This window comes from Niastella populi (assembly GCF_002078015.1).
GTDB classification, from domain to species: domain Bacteria; phylum Bacteroidota; class Bacteroidia; order Chitinophagales; family Chitinophagaceae; genus Niastella; species Niastella populi.
Map to the genome: position 1 here is coordinate 62,642 of NZ_LWBP01000208.1, position 6,000 is coordinate 68,641.

The 6,000-nt window shown below is 41.6% G+C and carries 7 protein-coding genes; 2 read left to right on the plus strand and 5 right to left on the minus strand.

What is annotated here, in order from left to right; all coding sequences use genetic code 11:
- Positions 1-309 precede the first annotated feature (309 nt).
- The 4 genes from A4R26_RS25510 to A4R26_RS25525 form a co-directional block, all read right to left on the minus strand.
- On the minus strand, positions 310-876 hold the full coding sequence (locus A4R26_RS25510) for an RNA polymerase sigma factor (protein ID WP_081169361.1): 567 nt from the start codon (positions 874-876) through the stop codon (positions 310-312).
- Positions 877-927: 51 nt separating this feature from the next.
- A complete protein-coding gene (locus A4R26_RS25515) occupies positions 928-2,151 on the minus strand; it encodes a FecR family protein (protein ID WP_081169362.1) in 1,224 nt (407 codons plus the stop codon).
- Between the two features lie 138 nt (positions 2,152-2,289).
- On the minus strand, positions 2,290-2,895 hold the full coding sequence (locus A4R26_RS25520; RefSeq protein WP_081169363.1) for an RNA polymerase sigma factor: 606 nt from the start codon (positions 2,893-2,895) through the stop codon (positions 2,290-2,292).
- A 530-nt stretch (positions 2,896-3,425) separates the two neighbouring features.
- Positions 3,426-3,665, minus strand: coding sequence for a hypothetical protein (locus A4R26_RS25525; RefSeq protein WP_081169364.1), 240 nt, complete (start codon positions 3,663-3,665; stop codon positions 3,426-3,428).
- A gap of 327 nt (positions 3,666-3,992) precedes the next feature.
- On the opposite strand from A4R26_RS25525, the gene A4R26_RS25530 reads away from it, so the two are divergent.
- Complete coding sequence (locus A4R26_RS25530; RefSeq protein WP_081169365.1) at positions 3,993-4,445, plus strand: hypothetical protein; 453 nt, start codon at positions 3,993-3,995, stop codon at positions 4,443-4,445.
- A 122-nt stretch (positions 4,446-4,567) separates the two neighbouring features.
- Here A4R26_RS25530 and A4R26_RS25535 read toward each other — a convergent pair whose 3' ends face one another.
- Positions 4,568-4,885, minus strand: coding sequence for a protease inhibitor I42 family protein (locus tag A4R26_RS25535; protein WP_165760411.1), 318 nt, complete (start codon positions 4,883-4,885; stop codon positions 4,568-4,570).
- Between the two features lie 596 nt (positions 4,886-5,481).
- Between A4R26_RS25535 and A4R26_RS25540 the strand changes: the two genes are divergently transcribed.
- Positions 5,482-6,000: hypothetical protein (locus A4R26_RS25540; RefSeq protein ID WP_207625818.1), on the plus strand; the 519-nt coding region annotated here is incomplete at its 3' end.

The window sequence follows — 6,000 nt, forward strand, 5'->3', positions numbered from 1 at the left end:
TTTCATGGTTTGGATACACTATATAATCTGCAGTTGCACTAACTCTGCCTTATCATACAGCTTTTTTTATCCGGAAAAAACAGTGCTGCCGTCATCATTACATAAAGCGTTATCCTTTTACTTCTACGCAATCATTTTCGGCAGCACAGATTTTAACTATTTCTCTTAGGCCTTTCCCGGTTTCTCTCACTCAACAAAAGAAAGCCCTCTACTCAATCAGTAGTGGAGGGCTGTAAGTCCTAACGTATAAACTACCCGGGTTTCAATATCAATCAAATGGTAAAGAGCAATGGATAAGGTCGATCGTTCTTATGCAGCCAATGATAATTCAAGTTTCCGGCTTACATACTGTTGTACTTTCTTCATGGCTATATTTATAGAGGCATCTACCGTGTTTACCGATACCTTCATTATGGAGGCAATCTCTTTGCGGCCCAATCCCATATCGCGATAAATAAATACCCGCTTTTGCTTTTCGGGCAGCTGTTGTACGGCTTTCATCGCTATACGGCCTATTTCTTTTACTACTACCGCATCATGCGTATATGAATCTTCACTGAGGCGGCAATAATCCTTATACAACGGCCTCTTGCGCAATTCTTTTTTATAATGATTATGGCAACTGTTCCTCGTCATGATAAACAAATATCCTTTCGCATTTGTCATTACTGCGCTTAACCTGTCGAGTTGTTGCCACAACTTTAAAAACACTTCCTGCGCCATATCTTCCGCCTCCTGTTTCGACCCTGTATATTCATACGAATGGCGAAATACTTTGTACCAGTATTCCCGGTAAAGTGCATTAAAAAACTGCTCCTTTTCGGGCGTTGTGCCTTCATTTTTCTTTATGGTATCGTATGTGCAAACCTGTTTCATGGCTTTATGGGGTTTTCATGCATGTTCACACTATATTTTACTGCATGTATCTTAGCCTCTAATGATTAACTTTTTTCCTTCAATTTTATAATTAACATCCAGCACATTCAACAATTTCAACACTTCGGACAGGTTTGCATTTCTATATATTTTACCGCTGATCTCTTCGTCGCTTATATTTCCTTCATACACTACATCCACATCATACCAGCGGGCTATTTGCCGCATAATGGTTTTCAGGTTCTCATTTTTAAAATAGAACAGTCCATTCTTCCACGCTACTTCCTTCGTAATATTTACACCTTTATTTACTTTGATATTATCTGCCACCACCTGCGCCTGCTCTCCCGGTTTTATCATCACCTGGCTTCCTCCCCTTTTTACCTTCACCGCTCCTTTCAGCAACGTGGTTTTCACTGAACCCTCATCGCTATACGAATTAATATTGAACACGGTTCCCACTACCTGCACTTCAGTGCCATTCACCGATACCGTAAACGGCTTTCTGTCATTGTGCGCAATTTCAAAATACGCTTCGCCCGTAATTTCAACTCTTCTTTCCTGTTCATTAAATGCTACAGGAAAACGGATTGAAGAGGAAGAGTTGAGCCAAACAGCACTACCATCTGATAGCTTTACCGGATACATCTGTCCCCGGGCTGTTTTTAATGTATTGTATAAGGTTGTTGCCTTTGTTACGCCGTCTTTTGTATACACCAGCTGCCCGTCGGCATTCATCACCTGCATATTTCCCTGCTGCGCCAGTTTTCCTGAACCTGCACTGTCGAGCTCAATGGTACTTCCATCATCCAATACCAGTTGGGCTTTATAGGTTCCCGGTGCCGCATCGGCCGGTATCGTATTTTCTACTGTTTGTACGGTAGCTACCTGCTTTGCCGGTTCCTTCTTTAACAGGAACCAGGCGCCTGTTCCCAGTACGGCTGTTACAACAGCCGCAGCGGCCACCGTTTTCCACATACTTCTTGTGGTATCCCGTTGAATGGGCGCCACAAAAGCGCCGGGAAAGATCAACTCCATGGCACGTTTGCGCGCATCTTCTTTGGTGCCTTCTATTTCATGCCACTGATTCAACCGCGACTGTAACTCATCGTTATTCGTAAGTTTTGCAAAGAGCTGCTTATTGTCTTCTGATGCATTGACCCAGTTATCCAGTATTGTTCTTTCTTCTTCGGTGAGCTCGTCCTGGTTGTACTTTAAGATAAGACTTCCCATTTCGAACAACTCATTGGAAAGGTTATACGATTCTTCAGCCATTCATTAAGCATTTAAAAATGTGATCTGATTATGTTTATTTTCCCTGCCTAAACCGAAAAAAATAACAATATGGTAACCGTTACATAATAGAAACGGATGGCAGAGTGGGTTTGTCCAAAAAGATTGGAAATATTTTTTTTATGATCTCTGAGCCTCCAGACTGGCCAGCACCAGGCAGAAAAAAACATAGCCCTCCTGTGAAAATGCGTGCTTTAAGTATTTGATGGCCAATGATCTTTGGGTAGTGACCGCGCTCTCGGAAATTTGAAGGGCAGTGGCTATCTCCTTCGTTTTAAGTCCTTTAAAATACGTAAGGATGAAAATTTCGCGACACCGGTTGGGGAGCTTTTGTACCTCTTTATAGATCCTGTTGATGAGGTCCGATTCGATGATAAGATGATCCGATCCTTTTAATTCTTCAGCCGAAAGCAGGTGTGATTCATATTCCTTTTTTACTTCGTTGAACCGCTGCCTGTACCGCAGGTAATCGAGACACTGGTTGCGGACCGTTATATAAAAAAAGGCCTTTATGTTGTTTTGGGTGCCAAAATTTTCTCTCAGGTTCCAGAATTTACGAAACACAGTAATAACGATATCCTGCGCTTCCTCGCGATTGCTTACCAGGCGTTCTGCGAAGTATTGCAGTTGTGTATAGTATTCATTAAATAAATAATCGAATACCCGGCTATCGTTGCTTTTTAAGCCGTCAATAATTTGAGTCTCAGTAAATTGGCTACTTTTCATTGCTTACTCCTGCGGCATTCATAGGCGAATTGATCAAATAAATTAATTTACTGAAAGACAAAACAATCAATTGCAACCGGATGCCCTGCACTTATGGTAAATGCGGCGGCAATATAGCGGCTGATGGTTTCTGGTTAATGATTTCTAAGTGCGAGAATAAGGCGGATAGGTTATTTGGAGATCCCGGAATAATATATCATACGGCACGAATTTAAGGTGAAAAAACATTTTATCCAATGGAGGCGCAAACCTTGAATTTCCACATTATGAATTCCCCGAATATCAAGTTACAAAAAAACGCCATTCCTTTCAATACCAGGGAAAACCATTTTAGCTTTTTTCTTACTTATTAGTGCTTACGGTTATATCTAACGATAACCATTCTCAACAATAACGGCTTTAAAAATGCATGCCAGCTCTTCTACCATCACCCATACCCGTATACCAGGTTGACAAAATATTACCCTGATACCAAAAGAAAAGGGCCAGCCGCCTGTGGCGGTTAGCCCCTCAGTAAAGTAGTGTGAAAGTTAAACAGCTTTGAGCGGTTGCGGATGGTCAGCCATTCGCCTCAACTTCCTGACATTACGGCCCGTATGCCGCCTGGTTATATGACTGGGCACAAAATCGGGACCGGTTGTTTTACAAAAACCGGCTGCGTTCTTTACCTTCCGGCGGCGCGTTATTACCTTCTTCTTTTTAAACCCGGCACTTTTGATCCGCCTTCTTCCCGGCCGCATTTTTGTCTTGTTATTTCCTTTATTGGCCATTGCAATCATTTTTTAGTTTATGATAAATAGCGTCGATTAGCGCTCAATTTACCAAATATTGAGAGCGAAGCCAACTCTGGAACCTAATATATTCATGACGCTGATCAGGAATTTTTATTATTTTTATGAACCTTCATTCATGAAAAGCCATCGGTTTAAGACATTGTCGTTTGTCGCATGTATCTTTTCTGCGGTCGATAGTATCTGATGGGCTTTCATACCGGCCGGTCGTATACAAGCCTTCCCTCGTGAAACATAAGCGAAAAGAACCGGCGGCGCCATTCAGCGGGCCTTTCGTTCATAAATCAAAACCCTTGGGATATTATCATGATGCACATCGTACCAAAACAGGTTAACGGCAACCGTTCGTTAACTGCTATCGCCTGTGTAGCTTTTTTAACTGTAATCTTTGCGGGCGCCTGCAAAAAAAAGATTGAAAGCAGCGTTACCGACAGGCTCATGAACAAATGGAGCCTTGTTCAACTCATCGACTCTGCCTGGTCATCTTCTGGCCTTGCTCCCATGATCTCAAATTATGAAGGGAAAACCGGGGAGTATCTGGATTTCAGAAAAGATGGCAAGCTGTATTCATACTATAACAAAACTTACGACACCGCACAATACACCTACTCTGAGCAGAATTACAAAGTGAATGTGCGGGCTCACAAGTATAATATTCTTATACTTACCGACAATACCATGATCATGTACGAACCGCGTTATTCCACCTCTTCGTCATCGGGCGATTATTCGGCGTATAAGATCACTTTAAGCAAATAAGTGAGTTAGATTGAAACAACTTCATTCATATTGATCGTTTGTGGATTTATTTCTTACATCCTACTTCCTCACCCTATTTTCACAAATCAATCAATTTACCTTGTCTTTACATCTGATTCCCTTCATTGTATCTGGTAATTGATACTAAATTGCTTACCGGCTTTTGAAGCATCTTCCCACGCCCGGCGGTACAGGAATTTAATAGATCCGTTCTGCACCTGGGTTCGCGGGTCTAGCTCGAAGATATCCATACCACCGGCGCCAATACCCACTTCTGCCTGCATCCTGTACTCATGCGATACGCTAAAATGACTGTTGGGCTGAACTTCCCAGTTATATCCGGTACCGGGACTGGAAGGTAATTGTATTACCACATGATCATCCATCTTTAGCTGGATCTTTTTTCCGTTATCGGCTTCGCTCAATTGAATTTTCTGCATACGATGCATATTTAAAATACTAAGCAATAGAAGTTGAATTACTACTTTGACGGGCCATACATATTATTTTGCCATACCTCTTTTATGAGTACGCTTCATTTCCTTTAAAGCCCGAAGCAATGGTAGTAATACATACAAAACAGATGTGCTTTGTTTATTACAACAAGGCATACTGGCCCCTTAACCTTTTTCCGGAAAATCCAGCTTACTGTCAGAGCTGTTAATGAAACTGCGTTGGTTGAGAAGAAAGTTTAAGAAGGGATATACGGAACTGTTATGAAAAAACATTCCTAAGCTACATTAAATAAATTTAATAATCAATACCTCAACCGGGGAATATCAATTAATGAATCGCTAAGCATTAACCAAAACAACATAACTACTACACTAATATTGAAGCGTACGCATCACACTAACACATTGAAGCGCATTTACAAACAACAAAGCACAGCAGTATATTATTCACATTACTAATGAATTACAATCTTTTCATATACCAAAAAACAATTATAAACGTTATTGATAAAGCCACCGGGTTCAATTGTGCAACCAATTGAAAAACAGCCGGGGTTTTTCCTTTAAAAAAACTGTACCCCATGAATTACCAGCAGCTCGTATCGGTATGTTCCTATACAGGACTAGTAATTTTACTAGCAGCATGCCATCCAACCCACACAACCGTTTACTCAAGCGCACCACCACCTGCACAAACCAGGATCATTGTCGTTAAGCAGCCGCCACAGGTTGTTGAAAAAGTGGTAGTGGTTAATCAATCCCAGCCGGTTCAACCGCAACGGGTAGTAGTAAGCAATACACAAACTGTTTACAACAACAATACAACGGTCAACAATACGACCGTCAATAATACGACTGTCAATTCTACTACAAACAATACCACGGTAAATAATAATCAACCTCAAACCCGTCAGCAAAGACCCGGCTTTAACGGCAGAATACAAACACCCAGAGAAAGGGAAGAAAAAGAAAGACTGGAAAGAGAACGACTGGAAAAAGAGCGGCTGGATAAAGAACAGAAAGAACGGGAAGAAAAAGCCCGGCTGGATAGAGGCAATAACGGCTGGGGGCGTGGTGGCCGATTTGGACAACCTCAATCG